Source organism: Cronobacter sp. 153480017-3 (genome assembly GCF_053627815.1).
In genome coordinates, this window is sequence record NZ_JBSEYN010000004.1 from 66,218 (window position 1) to 84,182 (window position 17,965).

At 58.1% G+C, this 17,965-nt stretch carries 18 protein-coding genes; 5 read left to right on the forward strand and 13 right to left on the reverse strand.

All coding sequences use genetic code 11. The annotated features are described in order from the left end of the window. Window positions 1–29 precede the first annotated feature (29 nt). From trpS to ACUW6V_RS11170, 12 genes are all read right to left on the reverse strand, one after another. Complete coding sequence (gene trpS, locus ACUW6V_RS11115) at window positions 30–1,034, reverse strand: tryptophan--tRNA ligase (RefSeq protein WP_004386579.1); 1,005 nt, start codon at window positions 1,032–1,034, stop codon at window positions 30–32. Beyond that, a complete protein-coding gene (gene gph, locus ACUW6V_RS11120; RefSeq protein WP_454038353.1) occupies window positions 1,027–1,785 on the reverse strand; it encodes a phosphoglycolate phosphatase in 759 nt (252 codons plus the stop codon). The genes trpS and gph overlap by 8 nt, the downstream gene beginning before the upstream one ends. Beyond that, complete coding sequence (gene rpe / locus ACUW6V_RS11125; RefSeq protein ID WP_007753071.1) at window positions 1,778–2,455, reverse strand: ribulose-phosphate 3-epimerase; 678 nt, start codon at window positions 2,453–2,455, stop codon at window positions 1,778–1,780. Before rpe ends, gph begins: the two co-directional genes overlap by 8 nt. Window positions 2,456–2,499: 44 nt before the next feature. Next, window positions 2,500–3,318 carry an adenine-specific DNA-methyltransferase gene (gene dam, locus ACUW6V_RS11130; RefSeq protein WP_004386576.1) on the reverse strand — a complete coding sequence of 273 codons (819 nt, stop codon included), beginning with the start codon at window positions 3,316–3,318 and terminating at the stop codon, window positions 2,500–2,502. 68 nt (window positions 3,319–3,386) lie between these two features. Beyond that, the gene (gene damX, locus ACUW6V_RS11135) at window positions 3,387–4,700 is read right to left on the reverse strand and encodes a cell division protein DamX (protein ID WP_454038354.1); all 1,314 of its coding nucleotides are present in this window, start codon (window positions 4,698–4,700) and stop codon (window positions 3,387–3,389) included. Window positions 4,701–4,790: 90 nt separating this feature from the next. Further along, a complete protein-coding gene (gene aroB, locus ACUW6V_RS11140) occupies window positions 4,791–5,879 on the reverse strand; it encodes a 3-dehydroquinate synthase (protein WP_004386574.1) in 1,089 nt (362 codons plus the stop codon). 54 nt (window positions 5,880–5,933) lie between these two features. Beyond that, window positions 5,934–6,455, reverse strand: a complete 522-nt coding sequence (gene aroK / locus ACUW6V_RS11145; RefSeq protein ID WP_004386573.1) for a shikimate kinase AroK — start codon at window positions 6,453–6,455, stop codon at window positions 5,934–5,936. Between the two features lie 294 nt (window positions 6,456–6,749). Further along, window positions 6,750–8,003, reverse strand: a complete 1,254-nt coding sequence (gene hofQ, locus ACUW6V_RS11150) for a DNA uptake porin HofQ (RefSeq protein ID WP_454038355.1) — start codon at window positions 8,001–8,003, stop codon at window positions 6,750–6,752. Further along, window positions 7,912–8,292 carry a HofP DNA utilization family protein gene (locus ACUW6V_RS11155; RefSeq protein ID WP_032987496.1) on the reverse strand — a complete coding sequence of 127 codons (381 nt, stop codon included), beginning with the start codon at window positions 8,290–8,292 and terminating at the stop codon, window positions 7,912–7,914. The genes hofQ and ACUW6V_RS11155 overlap by 92 nt, the downstream gene beginning before the upstream one ends. 19 nt (window positions 8,293–8,311) lie before the next feature. Further along, window positions 8,312–8,788: a HofO family protein gene (locus ACUW6V_RS11160; RefSeq protein ID WP_454038356.1), complete on the reverse strand. Its 477-nt coding sequence runs from the start codon at window positions 8,786–8,788 to the stop codon at window positions 8,312–8,314. Further along, window positions 8,772–9,326: a PilN domain-containing protein gene (locus tag ACUW6V_RS11165; RefSeq protein ID WP_454038357.1), complete on the reverse strand. Its 555-nt coding sequence runs from the start codon at window positions 9,324–9,326 to the stop codon at window positions 8,772–8,774. Before ACUW6V_RS11165 ends, ACUW6V_RS11160 begins: the two co-directional genes overlap by 17 nt. Further along, on the reverse strand, window positions 9,323–10,105 hold the full coding sequence (locus ACUW6V_RS11170; protein ID WP_454038426.1) for a pilus assembly protein: 783 nt from the start codon (window positions 10,103–10,105) through the stop codon (window positions 9,323–9,325). Before ACUW6V_RS11170 ends, ACUW6V_RS11165 begins: the two co-directional genes overlap by 4 nt. 119 nt (window positions 10,106–10,224) lie before the next feature. On the opposite strand from ACUW6V_RS11170, the gene mrcA reads away from it, so the two are divergent. Further along, entirely contained in the window at window positions 10,225–12,777 is a 2,553-nt protein-coding gene (gene mrcA / locus ACUW6V_RS11175) for a peptidoglycan glycosyltransferase/peptidoglycan DD-transpeptidase MrcA (RefSeq protein ID WP_004385535.1), read from the forward strand. An 88-nt stretch (window positions 12,778–12,865) separates the two neighbouring features. On the opposite strand, the gene nudE is transcribed toward mrcA, so the two are convergent. Further along, complete coding sequence (gene nudE, locus ACUW6V_RS11180) at window positions 12,866–13,426, reverse strand: ADP compounds hydrolase NudE (protein WP_454038358.1); 561 nt, start codon at window positions 13,424–13,426, stop codon at window positions 12,866–12,868. Window positions 13,427–13,762: 336 nt separating this feature from the next. Here nudE and ACUW6V_RS11185 point away from each other — a divergent pair, with 336 nt between their 5' ends. The 4 genes from ACUW6V_RS11185 (at window position 13,763) to hslO (ending at window position 17,947) form a co-directional block, all read left to right on the forward strand. After that, complete coding sequence (locus ACUW6V_RS11185) at window positions 13,763–15,901, forward strand: intracellular growth attenuator family protein (protein ID WP_007871608.1); 2,139 nt, start codon at window positions 13,763–13,765, stop codon at window positions 15,899–15,901. A gap of 62 nt (window positions 15,902–15,963) precedes the next feature. Next, window positions 15,964–16,644, forward strand: a complete 681-nt coding sequence (gene yrfG, locus ACUW6V_RS11190) for a GMP/IMP nucleotidase (RefSeq protein WP_004385532.1) — start codon at window positions 15,964–15,966, stop codon at window positions 16,642–16,644. Then, window positions 16,644–17,045, forward strand: a complete 402-nt coding sequence (hslR, locus tag ACUW6V_RS11195; RefSeq protein WP_004385531.1) for a ribosome-associated heat shock protein Hsp15 — start codon at window positions 16,644–16,646, stop codon at window positions 17,043–17,045. Before yrfG ends, hslR begins: the two co-directional genes overlap by 1 nt. 23 nt (window positions 17,046–17,068) lie before the next feature. Then, on the forward strand, window positions 17,069–17,947 hold the full coding sequence (hslO, locus tag ACUW6V_RS11200) for an Hsp33 family molecular chaperone HslO (RefSeq protein ID WP_007778775.1): 879 nt from the start codon (window positions 17,069–17,071) through the stop codon (window positions 17,945–17,947). The last annotated feature ends 18 nt before the right edge of the window (window positions 17,948–17,965 follow it).

Consider the following 17,965-nt stretch of genomic DNA (forward strand, 5'->3'; position numbering starts at 1 on the left):
ACGCAAAACCGGGCTGACCCGGTTTTTTATTACGGCTGCGCCACAAACCCGATGGCTTCATACACTTTCTTCAGCGTTTCGCCAGCGTGCGCGCGGGCTTTCTCGGCCCCTTCTTTCATCACGCTTTGCAGGAAGGCTTCGTCGTTGCGGTAGCGGTGATAGCGCTCCTGAAGCTCTGTGAGCATACCGGAGACGGCATCCGCCACTTCGCCTTTCAGATGACCATACATTTTGCCTTCGAAATGCTGCTCCAGCTCCGGGATGCTCTGGCCGGTCACGGCGGAGAGGATATCCAGCAGGTTAGAGACACCCGCTTTGTTCGCCACATCGTAGCGCACTACCGGCGGCTCGTCGGAATCGGTCACCGCGCGTTTGATTTTCTTCACAACGGATTTCGGATCTTCCAGCAGGCCGATGACGTTATTGCGGTTGTCATCCGACTTAGACATCTTTTTGGTCGGCTCCAGCAGTGACATCACGCGCGCGCCCGATTTCGGGATGAACGGCTCCGGCACACGGAAAATGTCGCCGTAGATGGCATTAAAGCGCTGCGCGATATCGCGGCTCAGCTCCAGGTGCTGTTTCTGATCTTCGCCCACCGGCACCAGATTGGTCTGGTACAGCAGGATATCCGCCGCCATCAGCACCGGGTAATCAAACAGACCGGCGTTGATGTTTTCCGCATAGCGCGCGGATTTATCTTTGAACTGCGTCATGCGGCTCAGTTCGCCGAAATAGGTGTAGCAGTTCAGCGCCCAGCCCAGCTGCGCGTGCTCCGGCACGTGAGACTGCACGAAGATGGTGCTCTTTTTCGGGTCGATGCCGCAGGCGAGGTAGAGCGCCAGCGTATCCAGCGTGGCTTTGCGCAGCGCGGCCGGGTCCTGACGCACAGTGATGGCATGCTGATCCACGATGCAGTAGATGCAGTGGTAGTCGTCCTGCATGTTAACCCACTGACGCAGCGCACCCATGTAGTTACCGATGGTCAGTTCTCCGGATGGCTGTGCGCCACTAAAAACGATGGGCTTACTCATTTTTCAATTCCTGATTGTCACTGTGGGGGAGCCCGAACGCGGGCAGTAAGTCGCGGAAATGGTCAAAGACGAAATCCGGGTGGCTTAACGTTATCGCTTCACCGTAGTTATAGCCATAGCTCAGGCCGACGCTTGCGCAGCCAGCGGCCTGCGCCGCATGAATATCATTGCGTGAATCGCCGACAAAGAGCAACTCCTGCGCTGTCACCTGCAACGCGTCCATAACTTTCAGAAGCGGCTCCGGGTGCGGTTTTTTATTCTGCACATCATCGCCGCCGATAATAATGCTGAAATGGTCTGCGATACCGAGCGATTCCAGCATCGGGGCCACAAACGGCGTCGGCTTATTGGTGACCAGCCCGAGCGCGAGACCATGACGGCGCAGCGCGTCTAGCGTCTCGGCCACATCCGGGAACAGCGCGCTGCCCGCCTCGACGGCCTCGCCATAATAACGGTCAAACAGACGGCGCATCATGCGGCGCTGCTCTTCTTCCGGGATGTCGTCGGTTTGCGCAGGTTTACCCGCGGCGGCCCGAAGCGCGGCTTTCTCCTGACGCGCCCAGGTCAGCGCGCGCTCAATAAGCACATCGGCACCGTTGCCAATCCAGGTAATGACGCGCGCGTCGCCCGCGGTCGGCAGTTCCAGCGCATAGAGCGCGTTGTCCACCGCCCAGGTCAGGCCCGGCGCGCTGTCTACCAGCGTACCGTCGAGATCGAAAGCGACAGCGCGGATTTTTTGCAGCTTATCCATGAGAAACCTTTGCCAGCTCGCTACGCATATCGTTGATGACTTTCTGATAATCCGGCTCGTTGAAGATAGCGGAACCCGCGACAAACATATCGGCACCCGCCGCGGCGATAGCGCCGATATTGCTGACCTTCACGCCGCCGTCCACTTCCAGGCGGATGTCGCGCCCTGAGGCGTCGATGCGCTGGCGCACTTCTTTAAGCTTCTCCAGCGTCTGCGGGATAAATGACTGACCGCCGAAGCCGGGGTTGACCGACATCAGCAGAATCACGTCCAGTTTATCCATCACGTAATCGAGATAGCTCAGCGGCGTCGCCGGGTTAAAAACCAGGCCCGCTTTGCAGCCGTGTTCTTTGATCAGTTGCAGCGAACGGTCGATATGCTCGGAGGCTTCCGGGTGGAACGTAATGATGCTGGCACCCGCGTCGGCGAAATCGGGGATCAGGCGATCCACCGGTTTTACCATTAGATGCACGTCGATGGGCGCGGTAATACCGTAATCGCGCAGCGCCTTCAGCACCATCGGCCCGATGGTGAGGTTTGGCACATAGTGGTTATCCATAACATCGAAATGGACGACGTCGGCACCGGCGGCCAGCACCCGTGCGGTGTCTTCACCCAGCCGGGCAAAGTCGGCCGACAGAATCGAGGGGGCAATCAAATACTGTTTCATCCGCTTCTCCATTAAGTCTTGTGTGTATGGCGGGCGGAACCGGCTCAGGCCTCGTAGAGCGCCAGCAGTTCGTCCACCTTTCTGCGCGTGCCGCCATTGCTGCTGATGCTGCGTCGTACCCGCACCTTATGCAGCTTCGCCTGCTGATACCACTGGCGGGTCAGCTCGGTATCGTGGTTGGAAATGAGCACCGGAATGCGCTGACTTTGCAGCCCTTCCGCAAGCTGCGCCAGATGCCGCTGCTGTTCCAGATTAAAGCTGTTCGTGTGGTAAGCCGTAAAATTCGCGGTAGCGGAAAGCGGCGCATAAGGCGGGTCGCAATAGACCACCGCGCTGTTTTCCTGCTGCGCCCGCGCCATGCTGGCGTCGTAGGATTCGCAGATAAATAGCGCGTTCTGGGCGCGCTCCGCAAAATGGTACAGCTCCGTCTCCGGGAAATAGGGCTTTTTGTAACGACCAAACGGCACGTTGAACTCGCCGCGCAGATTATAGCGGCACAGCCCGTTGTAACCGTGGCGGTTAAGATACAAAAAGAGCAGCGCGCGGCGGAACTCGTCCCGGCTCTGGTTAAACTCTTCACGCAACTGATAGTACACCTCGGCTTGATTATGCTCGGCGGTAAACAGCAGACGCGCTTCGCTGACGTAATCGTCAGTTTTATCTTTAACCGTGGTGTAGAGACTTATCAGATCGCTGTTGATATCTGATAACACATAGCGCGAATAGTCGGTGTTGAGAAAAACCGACCCGGCGCCAACGAAAGGCTCGATAAGACACTCCCCTTCAGGGAGGTGACGTTTGATATCATCGAGCAGGGGGTATTTCCCCCCTGCCCATTTAAGAAAAGCGCGATATTTTTTCATGCTGCCTGATTAACTCATACCTTCCCACGCTGTGGAGGAGGCTCCGACAGCATACTGCGCTTTACTCATTACTTCAGATCGGCCTGGACCTGGTGAATCGGCTTAGCCCACGGGTTTTTCGCCTGCACGTCGGCTGGCAGCGAAGAAACCGCGCGTTTCGCTTCATCTTTCGAGCCATACACGCCGCTTACCAGCACATACCACGGCTGACCGTTACGGGTCGTCTGATAGACCACGTAGTTTTTGAGATTCTCTTTCTTCGCCCACGCGTTCAGGTTGTTGTAGTTCGACGAACTGCTCAGCTGAAGCGTGTAGTGGCTGCCCGGCGCGGATTTCAGCGCACCGACATTACCCGCGCTCGCACCACCCGCAGGGGCAGAAGGCTGGCTCGCGGCAGGCGTACTCTTCGGCGCTTGCGTGGCGGTGGTCGCTGGCGCTTTTACCGGTGCGGAGGCGGTGCCGGTCGCAGGCTCGCTGCGTTTCGGCGTGCTGGCTGGCTTCTGCTCCGTGGTGGCGGTTTTCGCCGGTGTCTGCTGCGGTTTGCTCTGGGTAGTCTGCGTTTTACGCGGCTCAGACTCAATCACCATCTGCTTACGCTCAGGACGCGTGGTGGTAGTGGCGTTATGACGCGCAGGTTTCTCGCTTTGCGCGGTGTCGCGCGACGGCTGAGAGGCGGCGGCGTTGCCGTTCACCGGCGCGACAGTTGCAGGCTCGGTGGGAAGCGTAGAGCCTGCCACGGTGTTATCAATCTGGCCCTGCTGCTGCGTCAGCGCATTGTTCAGATCGCCCGGAACTTCGACACGCTGCTGGCCTTGCGGCGCAGACGGGGATTCCGCCTGAGTCGGCGTTGAGGAAACCGGCGGCAGAGAGATATCCTGCGGCGCGTTAGCGCTGTTCTGATTTGCGGCAGAGGTGTTGCCCGGCTGCGGCTGCGCACCGTTGGCCTGATCTGACGCGCTGCCTGCGTTACCGGAGAGATCGATATTCTTCTCGGCGTTTTGCGCCTGCGCGTCGTCGGTTTTCGTGGCGTCCGGGCCTTTCAGCGCCGAACCGATGCCGATAATCAGCAGCACCAGAACAAAAATACCGAGCGCCATCATCAGATGCTGGCGAGAAATGGGCCCTTTCGGGGGCGCTTTTTTACGCTTGCGCGGACGACGTTCCTGGACTTCTTCATCATCCGCCAGCGATTCATCCGCTTCGTAAGTCTCTTGCGCCTGCTCGCGACGCGCTCGCGCCGGACGACGATCGTCTGCATCAAGATCAACGTCATCAATGTTGATTTGCGGTTCGTTATCGAACTCAGCAGATTTACGAGAACGACCAGGACGACGATCGCTGGGATCGGGTTTCAGCTCGTCTTCTGGTTTGAATTCATCCATTTAACACCCCACTCGAAGGCTCATTGCGGCCTGCGCCACGCTATTGCCCGATAGTAAAAACGCCATTGACTGGCGAACAGTACTTTTCATTCACGCCTGCTGACAATCAGCAATCGCGCTTAAAACCAGATCGTGCGGCACTCCGCCGCGCACTTCACTCTTCCCGATAGCCAGCGGCAGCACTAAGCGCAGCTCGCCAGCCAGAACTTTTTTATCACGCATCATGTGCGGTAGATACGCCTGCGGCGGCATGGATTCAGGGCCGGTGACCGGCAGTCCCGCGCGCTTGAGCAGCGCGATAATGCGCTCGACATCCTGCGTCTCAAACTGGCCGAGACGCTCGGCGGCACGCGCCGCCATCACCATGCCTGCGGCGACCGCTTCGCCATGCAGCCAGTTGCCGTAACCCATTTCCGCTTCGATCGCGTGACCAAAAGTATGGCCCAGGTTCAACAAGGCGCGCATACCGCTTTCGCGCTCGTCCGCCGCGACGACATCGGCTTTGATCTCGCAACAGCGGCGGATGCAGTACGCCATCGCCGCGCCATCGAGTGCCAGCAACGCGTCGATATTCTCCTCCAGCCAGAGGAAAAAATCGCGGTCAAGGATGATGCCGTATTTGATGACTTCAGCGAGCCCGGAGGCCAGCTCACGCGCAGGCAGGGTTTGCAGACAGTCGAGATCGACCACCACGGAGGCGGGCTGCCAGAAGGCACCTATCATGTTTTTGCCAAGCGGATGGTTAACGGCGGTTTTGCCGCCAACGGAGGAATCGACCTGCGAAAGCAACGTGGTCGGCACCTGGATGAAGCGCACGCCGCGCTGATAGCACGCCGCGGCAAAGCCGGTAAGATCGCCGATAACGCCGCCGCCCAGCGCGATAAGCGTGGTATCGCGGCCATGCGGTTTTTCCAGCAGCGCGCTGAACACGGTTTCCAGTACCGCCAGGCTTTTATACTGCTCGCCGTCGGGCAAAATCACCTGGTCAACCTTCACGCCCGCCTGCTCCAGCGCGGAGCGGACTTTATCCAGCCACAGCGGTGCCAGCGTTTCATTGGTGACCAGCATGGTTTGATCACCTGCACGCAAAGGCCAAAAGGAAGCCGGATCGTTGAACAATCCGGCTGCGATGGTGATAGGGTAACTACGTTCCCCGAGAGTAACCGTTAACCTCTCCATGACGTTCAGTAACCTTCTGTGCTTTACCCGCAGGTGAGTAAGGATTCGCCGGAATTAGTTGTTTTCCAGCATATGGATAATCTGGTTAGCCACGACTTTTGCGCTCTGATCGTCAGTACGGATGGTGACGTCGGCAATCTCTTCATACAGCGGATTACGTTCGTTGGCGAGCGCTTCGAGCACTTCACGCGGCGGCGTATCAACCTGCAACAGCGGGCGTTTTTTATCACGCTGAGTACGGGCGAGCTGCTTTTCGATAGTGGTTTCCAGATAGACCACCACACCACGCGCGGAGAGACGATTGCGGGTTTCGCGGGATTTGACAGAGCCACCGCCGGTCGCCAGTACAATACCCTGCTTTTCCGTCAGTTCATTGATGACTTTTTCTTCGCGATCGCGGAAACCTTCTTCGCCTTCTACATCGAAGACCCAGCCGACATCAGCTCCGGTACGTTTTTCGATCTCCTGATCGGAGTCGTAAAATTCCATGTTGAGCTGTTGTGCTAACTGACGCCCAATAGTGCTTTTGCCAGCACCCATAGGCCCAACCAGAAAGATATTGCGTTTCTCTGCCATTTTTTCGGTACTACTAAGACAATTCGTTGATGATAAACCCGCGTGCAATAACCCTGAGCTGCGGGAAATGAACTGAAACCTCTTAAGCGATAGTGCGAGAGTCAGATCAAAAATTATCTCAACACTCAAGGTAGTTTGGCAACCGAATAAATCACCGCGTCTGACGCACAGGAGTGAAAAAACAACAACGGATGCACCGCCTTTGACCGACTCTCAAATCGGTACTCCTTGTATGCTAATTCCACCCCTGCGTCAAACATCCGGCGACGATAATGGCTAAAAACTCCTGTGAACTCAGGCCCCGTTGATGATGCGCGGCGTAATAAACACCACCAGTTCACGTTTTTCGTTATCTTTACCGTCGTGGCGAAAAAGACTCCCGAAGAGCGGAATATTTCCCAAAACCGGCACCTGTTCATTCCCCGCTTTATTTTTTTGCTGGAAAATTCCACCAAGCGCCAGCGTTTCGCCGTCTTTGACCTCAACCTGCGTTTCGATTTCTTGTTTATCAATCGCTAACACTTCGCCATCGGCCTGCTGTAGCGCCTGGCCCGGCATATTCTGGCTAATGCGCAGCTTAAGCTTAATACGCCCGTCCTGCCCAATGGTGGGCGTTACCTCCATCCCCAGCACCGCTTCTTTGAACTCCACGGAGGTCGCCCCGCTTTCGCCGCTCGACACCTGATACGGAATTTCACTGCCCTGCTTGATGCTGGCTGGCTGTTGATGTGCCGCTAACAGCCGGGGGCTCGCGATAATCTCCACCTTCTGTTTTTGCTCCAGCGCCGAAAGCTCAAACTCCAGCATGCGCCCATCGATACGCCCGATATTAAAACCAAGCCGCGTGGTCGCATTCGCCACTGCCAGATCCGCGGAAATGGTCGTCGGGTGATAGAGCGTCGTGGGGCCGTCGGCATCCGCGGTACTCCACTTAACACCAAGCTCACGCAGGCTCTGCTGGTTAATGGTGACGATATGCGCGGCCAGTTCCACCTGACCTACCGGGATATCCATTTTCGCGACCCACTCCCGTACCTGACGCAACGCGTTGGCGGTATCACATACCAGTAGGCGGTTAGTGCGCTTATCTACCGTGACGCTACCGCGCGGGGTTATCAGTTTATCGCCGAGCGCGGCCATCGCGGCGGCAAGCTCCGAAGCCTCGGCATAACGCAGTGTGAAGGTGTCGTTTACCAGCGGCAGATTCCGTTCCTGCTGCTGGCGCGCGGCGTCCCGCTGTGCCTGATTTTGCTGCTCCCAGCTTTCAGGGTAGACGCGCAAAGTGTTGCGCTCTTTATGCCAGCGCAACCGCGCGCTCTCCGTCACCATCTGGAACGCCTGCTGCCAGGGCACATCCTGCAAATGCAAAGAGACGACGCCCTCCACACCCGGCGCGACCACCAGGTTTAACTGCTCGCTTTCAGCCAGCGCCTGTAATAGCTGGACGACCGGCGTTTCATCCGCCACCAGCGAGACGCCCGGGCTCGTGGGCGCGGCGAAGACGGTTGTCGCCGCGAGTAATAATAAAGGAGGGGATTTCCTTATCATGATGCGTATCCTTAAGTGTCCATACCAGAACCGAAGGGCGACACCCGTCGCCACTCTTTAACATCACCTTATTGGCCTCAACACCGGTAAGCTGCCAGCCGGTCGGGAGCGTCGCGCCTGGGCTGACGCGAAGCCACGTTTTCTCCGGCGTCTGTAACAGCACCCGCACCGACTCGCCCCTTTTCACCATGCCGCCGTAACGCCAGAGATCGGCCTGATGCAGCTGACAGCGCGCCTGCGGCGGCGCAAAAGGGTCTCGCGCAGCCCAGGCCGGGCAACTCGCCAGCATCAGTAAGATCCATAGCGCGCTACTTCTCATGGGCGCGCTCCAGCTGTAGCATGAGCCGCAGGCGTTGGTCGCCCTCTCTGCTCAGCGTAAAACCGTGCGCCAGCATGTCGCTTTGCGCGAGCGCCTCAAAAATATCAGGCACATGCGGCCAGGCTAATGCCAGTTCCAGCTCGCCGGTATCCCCTTGCGGTTGCCAGTGAATAAGATGCCCTTCGGGGCCGGGATCCACCGCCAGCGGCGAAAAGGGCTTCATGGCAAGTTGTGCCTCAAGCGCTGCCACAGCGTCTCGCTCGCCAGATTGCGCAGCCTGCCGCTGCTTAAGCGTTTGCAGTTCAGCCCGGCGCTGTTCAAGCTGCGCTTGCAGCTGGCGAAAGTCCCTGGTGAGAGGCATCAGCCCTGCGTAAGCCGCCGCGACCAGCAGCGCTATCCAGACGCCAGCGCACGCGGCACGCCGCGATGAGGGACCGGAAAGCCAGCGATCAATGAGAAGCCGCATCGGCAGACTCCTTTTGCAATGAGAGCGAAAAGTGCCAGTAGCCCTCCGCCTCCCGGCGCGTTTCCCCCGGCGTTATCTGCGTAAAAGGCGCAAGCGCTCGCACGTTTTCCTCAAAGAGGCTGAGCGCCTGGGGCTCATACGCATTGCCGGTGAGCTCGAGACAGTCATCATGAAAACGCAGCGTGGTGAGCCAGAGCGATGACGGCAAGGCATCGGCAAGCGTCAGCAGACGCTGCCGCCATGCCGCGACCTCCTGGCGGTCGCTTTCACGACGCTGCCAGCGCGCGCGTAATGCCTCATATTCCGCCGCGGCGCGCTGCGCCTCTCGCAGCCGCGATTTCTGCTCCGTCAGCGTAATGAGCAGCGCATCAAGCTGTTGCTGCAGCGCGCGCTGCTGGTGCCTGATGACGTAATGGCCCGCCATAGACGCGAGCAGAACCACCAGCGCTGCGAGAAGAAAAAAACCGCCCCAGCGCATCAGCCGGGTGCGCCGCCTGACATGCCGCCACGGCAGAAGATTAATATGCCGCCTCATCACGCCGCTCCCAGCGCCAGACCAAGCGCGACGGCGAAGCACCCGGTGTCTTCGGGCTTTGGCAGACAGGGCCAGGTGATAACCTGCCACGGATCAAACGCCTGCCAGTCGCCTTCTTGCCAGGATGCACCGCACAGCGCGATTTCCTGTGCCTGTATGCCAAGCTGCGCGCCGAGCGATCTCAGCCCTTCCACGCCTGGCGTTGCACAGACGCCCCAGCGATCGCGCATCGCCCACAGCCACTGCGTGCCCGTCTGCGCCACGATGGCCTGACAGGCATCAGCGGTATAGGGCAAGAGGCAGGCCAGCGCGCTCGCATCCGGCGTCAGCGCGGCGGGCGTAAAACGCAGCGCGCGGGCGCACGCCATCAGCTCCGCCACTTCCGCAGCGCGCGCGGCGGTTACGGCATAGCCGTCCTGGCGTTCGGTATAATCAAACGCCAGCGCGTCGGGCGGCAAAGAGAGCTGACGGGCAGCCACGGCACCAAGCCAGGCCTCGCACTCTGGCTCGCACAGCGTGGTCGCAGGCCTGGGAAGTTCGCGCTGTAACGTGCGCTGCGCCGGAAACCCAAGCCGGATGGAGGAGTAGCGCGGCAGTTGCGCGCGCCACGGCGTCAGCGCCTCGATTAACGCCTGGCGGCGCGGTTCGCCGTCGTGATGAGGGGCCAGCGGGAATCTCCACCAGCGCTGCTGTCGCCAGCCGCCTCGCTTTCGCACCAGCGCCACGGCAACGATGCTATCTGATTGAATATGCAAGCCTATCTGCCATTTCCCGACGATCATTTTTGACGTTCTCCCTGTCGCGCAAAATGAAAATGCCATATCAATGCTTCAGGCTTGCCTTTATACTACCGCGCGGTTGTTTATAAACTGCCCAACAGAAACTAAATGGGAAATCCTCGGTGAAGTTCGTAAAGTATTTATTCTTCCTTGCAGTCTTTTGCATTCTGCTGGGAGCCGGCTCGATATACGGCCTGTATAAATTTATTGAGCCCCAGTTACCTGACGTCGCCACGCTGAAAGATGTGCGGCTGCAAATTCCTATGCAGATCTATAGCGCTGACGGCGAGCTGATCGCACAGTACGGCGAAAAGCGCCGTATCCCGCTGACGCTCAATCAGATCCCACCGGAAATGGTGAAAGCGTTTATCGCGACAGAAGACAGCCGCTTCTACGATCACCACGGCGTCGATCCTATCGGTATTTTCCGTGCCGCGAGCGTGGCGCTCTTCTCCGGTCACGCTTCACAGGGCGCGAGTACCATTACGCAGCAGCTGGCGCGTAACTTCTTTCTTAGCCCGGAACGCACCCTGATGCGTAAAATCAAGGAGGCTTTTCTCGCGGTGCGTATTGAGCAACTGCTGACGAAAGATGAGATCCTTGAGCTTTACCTGAACAAGATTTATCTCGGTTATCGCGCTTACGGCGTGGGCGCGGCTGCTCAGGTCTATTTCGGCAAAACGGTGGATCAACTCTCCTTAAGCGAAATTGCCGTGATAGCTGGCCTGCCGAAAGCGCCATCGACGTTCAACCCGCTCTACTCGCTTGAGCGCGCCACGGCGCGCCGTAACGTCGTGCTCTCACGTATGCTGAGCGAGGGCTATATCAGCCAGTCGCAGTATGACGAGGCGCGCAGCGAAACCATTAACGCCAATTATCACGCGCCGGAAATCGCGTTTTCCGCGCCGTACCTGACAGAAATGGTGCGTCAGGAGATGATCAGCCGTTACGGCGAAAACGCCTACGAGGACGGTTATAAGGTTTACACCACCATTACCCGCCGCATTCAGCAGGCCGCGCAGAAAGCGGTGCGCGACAACGTGATGGATTACGACATGCGCCACGGTTATCGCGGCCCGTCTAACGTGCTGTGGCGCGTGGGCGAAGTGGCGTGGGACAGCAAGAAAATCACCGATTCGCTGAAAAACCTGCCGACCTACGGGCCGCTGCTGCCTGCGGTAGTCACCTCGGCGAATCCTGACGAAGCGACGGCGTTGCTTGCCGATAACTCCTCGGTGTCGCTGAAAATGGACGGTGTGCGCTGGGCGCGCCCTTACCGCTCCGATACCGCGCAGGGCCCGACGCCGCGCCGCGTCACCGACGTGTTGCAGGCAGGTCAGCAGATTTGGGTGCGTAAGGTCGATGACAGCTGGTGGCTCGCGCAGGTGCCGGATGTCAACTCGGCGCTGGTTTCCATCAACCCGAAAGATGGTTCGATACTGGCGCTGGTGGGCGGCTTTGATTTCAATCAGAGCAAGTTCAACCGTGCGACCCAGGCGCTGCGCCAGGTCGGCTCGAATATTAAGCCGTTCCTGTATACGGCGGCGATGGACAAGGGCCTGACGCTCGCGAGCATTCTGAACGACGTGCCGATTTCGCGCTGGGATGCCGGTGCGGGCTCTGACTGGCGTCCGAAGAACTCTCCGCCGGAATATGCTGGGCCGATTCGTCTGCGCCAGGGCCTGGGCCAGTCGAAAAACGTGGTGATGGTTCGCGCCATGCGCGCGATGGGCGTCGATTACGCGGCGGAATATCTTCAGCGTTTCGGCTTCCCGGCGCAGAATATCGTGCATACCGAATCGCTGGCGCTCGGCTCCGCGTCCTTCACGCCGTTACAGGTCGCGCGCGGCTATGCGGTAATGGCGAACGGCGGCTTCCTGGTGGACCCGTGGTTTATCAGCAAAATCACCAATGTTCAGGGCGAAACGCTGTTTGAAGCGAAGCCGAAAATCGCCTGCCCGGATTGCGATATCCCGGTGATTTACGGCGAAACGCCGAAATCAAACGTGCTGGAAAACAAAGACGTGGAAAACGTCGCCACCTCTGCCGAACAGCAGAACGCGCCGGTGCCGATGCCACAGCTTGAGCAGGCAAACCGCGATCTGGTCGCGCAGAGCCCGGCACCGCAGTATGCGCCGCACGTCATCAGCACGCCGCTGTCGTTTTTGATTAAAAGCGCGCTGAACAGCAATATCTTCGGCGAGCCGGGCTGGCAGGGAACAGGCTGGCGCGCCGGACGCGATCTCAAACGTCGCGATATCGGCGGTAAAACCGGTACGACCAACAGCTCGAAAGACGCCTGGTTCTCCGGTTATGGTCCGGGGGTGGTGACGTCTGTGTGGATTGGCTTTGACGATCACCGCCGCGATCTCGGCCGCACCACGGCCTCGGGTGCGATTAAAGACCAGATCTCCGGCTATGAGGGCGGTGCGAAAAGCGCGCAGCCTGCGTGGGATGCGTATATGAAGGCCGCGCTGGAAGGCGTGCCGGAAGAGCCGTTAACGCCGCCGCCGGGCATCGTGACGGTCAATATCGACCGCAGTACCGGCCAGCTGGCGAATGGCGGCAACAGCCGTGAAGAGTACTTTATCGAAGGCACGCAGCCGACCCAGCAGGCGGTGCATGAAGTCGGCACGACGATTATCGATAACGGGGAAACCCACGAGCTGTTCTGATAAAACAACAAACGCCCCGTCATGGGGCGTTTTTTTTAAGTATCACGCTGACGAAAACGCCCTTTGCCGGGCGTTTTTTGTAAGGCGATTACAGCCTGCCGTGCATCTTCAGCCATTCGCGCACTAAGAACAGCGCGCTGACGTTGCGGGCCTCGCTGAAATCCGGATCTTCCAGCAGATCCATCATATGCGCGAGCGGCCAGCGCTCCTGAATCAGCGGCTCCGGCTCGTCGCCCTGCAGCGTTTCCGGATAGAGATCTTCCGCCACCAGGATATTCATTTTGCTGGAGAAATAAGACGGCGCCATAGTGAGTTTTTTCAGGAACGTCAGTTGGTTCGCACCAAAGCCGACTTCCTCTTTTAATTCGCGATTGGCCGCTTCGTAAATATTTTCACCCGGATCGATAAGCCCTTTGGAAAAGCCCAGCTCGTAGGATTCGGTGCCGACAGCATATTCACGGATTAAAACCAGATGCTCGTCAATGATGGGCACGATCATCACCGCCTCGCGCTCCGAAGGACGCATACGCTCATAGACGCGCTGCTCGCCATTGCTGAAGGCGAGACTTACCTGCTCAACGCTGAAAAGACGCGAACGGGCGACCGTTTCAATATTTAAAATAGTGGGTTTTTGCAGAGGTTTATTCATATTAACCGGCCACCGGGTAACCATATCTTTGCTCATTGTGCGACACACCGCACGGTTCGGGCAATGTGAATCGTTTTTTATTTACATTCCTGCAACTTCACGCGCACGTAAAACCTAAATACCCATTTATGTCAAGAGGTTGAATTTAAAATAAGAATTTGCTGATATTTCCACGCTTCCCGCTTTGCTAACATTGATTTACCGCTGGTATGCCTCAAATAATTTCACTCAAGTTGACTCCATACCTGTCGATTTTTGTTCATTGTTCTGCCTTAATGTTGCATAGGCAATACTTGTTTACATTTGCATCGAGTACCGTGATTTGATGGGGAAAGCATGAGCACCTTGTTGATTTTAGTCGCTGCTATGCTGGCCTGCATCGTCATTGCAGGCTGGTGGATAAAGCGCAAAATTCGCCCCCGTCATCCTCGTTTACCCGCCCAGGTTTTTGCTGGTGCCACTACCCGTAAACTCAGCAGTGAAGAGCGTAGCGCCATCGAAAGCTATCTGGAAACGCTCTCGCGTTTTCAGGATTCGCCGACGCCGACCGGCGCCATTAAGCCGCCAGTCCGGTTAACGCTGACGCCGCAAAGCAGCACCGTCTATTGCATCCGTCGGGCTATTACCCGCTACGGCCTCTCGTCTGACGATCCGAACAAATGGCGTTACTATCTGGACTCGGTAGAAGTGCATCTGCCGCCCTTCTGCGAGCAATACATCACTGATGATAATAGCGTCGAGCTTATCCGCACCGCGACGCTGCCGCTGGTTATCTCTCTGAATGGCCATTCTATTCAGGAACATGTGCATGAAGCCCGCGGCTACGTGCTGGAAGGCCCGGCATCTGGCCTGGCGTCCATTCGCGGCGAAGAGAGCGAACAGATTGAGCTGCTGAATATCCGGCAGGAGACGCAGGAGGAGCATGCGCTCGGGCGTCCGGATGGACTGCGCGAGGCGCTGCTGATCTGCGCCGCGTTTGTACTTTTTTTCTTCTGCCTCGTCACGCCGCCGATGATGCTGCCCTGGCTGGCTGGCGGCGCCATTTTGCTGCTGGGCGCAGGCCTGTGGGGGCTGTATGCGCCGCCGGCGAAAACAGCGCTGCGCGAAATCCATTGTCTGCGGGGCACACCGAAACGCTGGGGGCTGTTTGGCGAAACCAACCAGGAACAGCTTAATAATATTTCGCTCGGCATTATCGACCTGATCTATCCGCCGCACTGGCAGCCGTTTATCGCGCATGATTTAGGCCAGAAAACGGATATCGATATCTATATGGACAGGCATGTGGTGCGCCAGGGTCGTTTTCTGTCGCTGCATGACGAAGTAAAACATTTCCCGCTTCAGCACTGGCTGCGCAGCGCAGTGATCGGCGCAGGCGCGCTGCTGGTATTGCTGCTGCTGACTATCTGGGTGCCGCTCGATATGCCGTTTAAGCTGACTATCTCCTGGCTTAAAGGCGCACAAACGGTCGAAGCGACCAGCGTGGCGAAGCTTGAAGAAGCTGGCCTGCGCGTTGGTGATACGCTGCGGATTAACGGCACAGGCATGTGTAATATTCATCTGCCGGGGCGCTATACCACCCGCCAGAATTACCCGTTTATGCCGTTCGACTGCTCGCAAATTCTCTGGAATAACGCAAGCCCGCTGCCTCTGCCGGAATCCGACACGGTGACCAAAGCCACGGCGCTGGCAGAAGCAGTAAACCGCCAGCTGCATCCGCAGGAAGGCGACACCAAAATCAACCCGCAGCTGGCGTCGGCGATTCAGAAATCGGGCATGGTGCTGCTCGATGATTTCGCGGAGATCGTGCTGAAAACCGAAGCGCTGTGTACCGGCGAAGAAGAGTGCGTCAGGCTGAAAAACGCGCTGGTGAACCTCGGCAACACCAAAGACTGGCCGTCGCTCGTGAAACGCGCCAGCGAAGGCAAGCTCGACGGCATTAACGTCCTGCTGCGCCCGGTCAGCGCTGAATCGCTCGATAATCTGGTGATTGCTTCCACCGCGCCGTTCTTCGTACGTGAAACCAGCCGCGCCGCGCAGTCGCTCAACAGCCCGCCACCGGGCGGCTTTATGATTATCAGCGATGAAGGCAAAGATATGGTGAACCAGCCACTGCCGCCGACGTCGCTGTATGATTTGCCGCCGCAGGAGCAGTGGAAAGAGTTCCAGCGGCTGGCGGGTATGCTGATGCAGACGCCATTCCATGCGGAAGGCGTCGTTACCAGCCTGCGCACCGACGCCAACGGCACCCAGCATGTGACGCTCAGCAGTATCCCTGACAGCGCCGGGCTGTGGCGCTATTTCGGCACCACACTCCTGATGCTGGTGATGCTCATCTGTGCGCTGTATAACGGCGTCGTCGCGCTGCGCCGCTGGCAGCGCAGCCGCACCCGTATCGAAGAAATTCAGCGCTACTACGAAAACTGCTTCAACCCGCAACTGGTCCCTTCCGCGGATATTCGCCCCCTGTTCTGATAATCCGGCGGCGACAGGTTTATGGTAACCTGTCGCCCCTTTTTCCTCAGGCGGGAGTTCCCATGACTATTGATATCGCCTGGCAGGACGTTGATACCGTTCTGCTGGATATGGACGGCACGCTGCTGGATCTGGCATTCGACACCTTCTTCTGGCAGAAGCTGGTGCCCGAAACGCTAAGCCAGCAGCGCGGCATCTCGCTGGATGACGCCCACAACCATATCCGCGCCGAATATCACGCCGTGCAGCATACGCTAAACTGGTACTGTCTGGATTACTGGAGCGAGCGCCTGGGGCTCGATATCTGCGCCATGACGACCGAGCAAGGGCCGCGCGCGTTGATACGTGAAGATACCGTGCCGTTTCTCGACGCGCTGAAAGCCTGCGGCAAGCGGCGTATTTTGCTGACCAACGCGCATCCGCATAATCTGGCGGTCAAGCTTGAGCATACCGGGCTTGCTCAGCACCTTGATTTATTACTTTCCACCCACACATTTGGTTATCCAAAAGAGGATCAGCGGTTATGGCAGGCCGTTGCCCGGCACACCGGCCTTGATAAGTCGCGCACGCTGTTTATTGACGACAGCGAGCCGATTCTCGATGCCGCCGCGCGGTTTGGTATTCGCTACTGCCTTGGCGTCACCAATCCCGATTCAGGCGTTGCGGATAAAAGCTATCAGCGCCACCCGGCGCTTGGCGATTACCGGCGTCTGATCCCCTCGCTGCAAACCGAGGAGTCGTGATGAAAGAGAAATCCACCGAAGGGGTTCGCCTGGACAAATGGCTCTGGGCGGCGCGCTTCTATAAAACCCGCACGCTGGCCCGCGAGATGATCGAAGGCGGCAAGGTGCACTACAACGGGCAACGGACCAGGCCGAGTAAAATTATCGAACCGAACGCGGTATTAACGCTGCGCCAGGGAAACGATGAACGCACGCTGGTGGTAAAAGGCATTACCGATCAGCGACGACCGGCAAGCGAGGCGGTACTGCTGTACGAAGAGACGGCAGAAAGTATCGAAAAGCGCGAAAAACTCGCGCTGGCGCGTAAACTCAACGCCCTTTCCATGCCGCATCCGGATCGCCGCCCGGATAAAAAAGAGCGCCGCGATCTGATCAAATTTAAATTTGGCGACAGCGAATAACCGTCACGCCAGGAGAGAGAATAATGGCTCAACACGACCAACTACACCGCTATCTTTTTGAAAATTATGCCGTGCGCGGCGAACTGGTGACGGTTTCAGAAACCTGGAAACAGATCCTTGAAAACCATGACTATCCGATGCCGGTTAAAACCCTGCTCGGCGAGCTGCTGGTCGCCACCAGCCTGCTGACCGCGACGCTGAAATTCGCGGGCGATATCACCGTTCAGTTGCAGGGCGACGGCCCGATGACGCTTGCCGTCATTAACGGCAACAACCGCCAGCAGATGCGCGGCGTCGCGCGCGTGCAGGGCGATGTCCCGGCGGACGCCGACCTGAAAACGCTGGTGGGCAATGGCTATCTGGTCATCACCATTACGCCGGAAGAAGGCGAGCGCTATCAGGGTGTCGTCGGTCTGGAAGGCGATACGCTGGCCGCGTGTCTGGAAGATTACTTCATGCGCTCCGAACAGCTGCCGACCCGTCTGTTTATCCGCACCGGTGAAGCGCAGGGCCAGCCTGCCGCTGGCGGCATGCTGTTGCAGGTGCTGCCAGCGCAGGACGCCCAGACGGATGATTTCAACCATCTGGCGACGCTGACCGAAACCATCAAGGCGGACGAGCTGTTCACGCTGCCCGCCAACGATGTGCTGTGGCGTCTCTACCACGAAGAAGAAGTGACCGTTTACGATCCGCAGGCGGTGGAGTTCAAATGCACCTGCTCGCGCGAGCGCTGCGCCGATGCGCTGCGCACGCTGCCGGATGAAGAAGTCGCGCAGATTCTGGAAGAAGACGGCGAAGTGGATATGCACTGCGACTACTGCGGCACCCACTATGTGTTCGACGCGATGGATATCGCCGGGATCCGTAAAAACGCCTCCCCGGCCGATCCGCAGGTACACTAAAGCCTGCTGACGCTTCCC